The sequence below is a fragment of the Mesorhizobium sp. M4B.F.Ca.ET.089.01.1.1 genome (genome assembly GCF_004022605.1).
GTDB lineage: Bacteria > Pseudomonadota > Alphaproteobacteria > Rhizobiales > Rhizobiaceae > Mesorhizobium > Mesorhizobium abyssinicae.
Genome location: NZ_RZOS01001567.1, coordinates 1 through 394, shown reverse-complemented (window position 1 = coordinate 394; position 394 = coordinate 1). Strand labels below are relative to the sequence as shown.

Here is a 394-nt window from a genome sequence, read left to right as displayed (position 1 = left end):
GTGCTTGGCGGCTTCATCACCACCTATCTCTCCTGGCACTGGAATTTCTTCATCAACATCCCGCTCGGCCTGGCCGGCCTGCTGCTGGTCGCCCGCTTCGTTCCGGGCGACCGCGAAGCCGAGCACAGGCCGCTCGACTGGCCGGGGTTCGTGCTCACCTCGCTCGGGCTCGCCGCGATGCTCTACGGGCTGGAGCGCATCGCGCATCCTGAGGACGGCGTCTTGCCGACCGTGGCGCTGATTGCCGCCGGCGTGCTGGTCGGCTGGCTGGCGGTGCGGCACCTCGCGCGCACGCCGCATCCGCTGCTCGACCTCAAGGCGTTCAAGGTCCTGACCTTCGCCATCTCGACGCTGTCGGCCGGAACGATTTTCCGAGTGTCGATCAATGCCACCC

At 67.5% G+C, this 394-nt stretch carries 1 pseudogene; it reads left to right on the top strand.

Annotated features, from left to right (window positions below):
- A pseudogene (locus EN780_RS38315) lies at positions 1 to 394 on the top strand (MFS transporter); the annotation flags it as partial.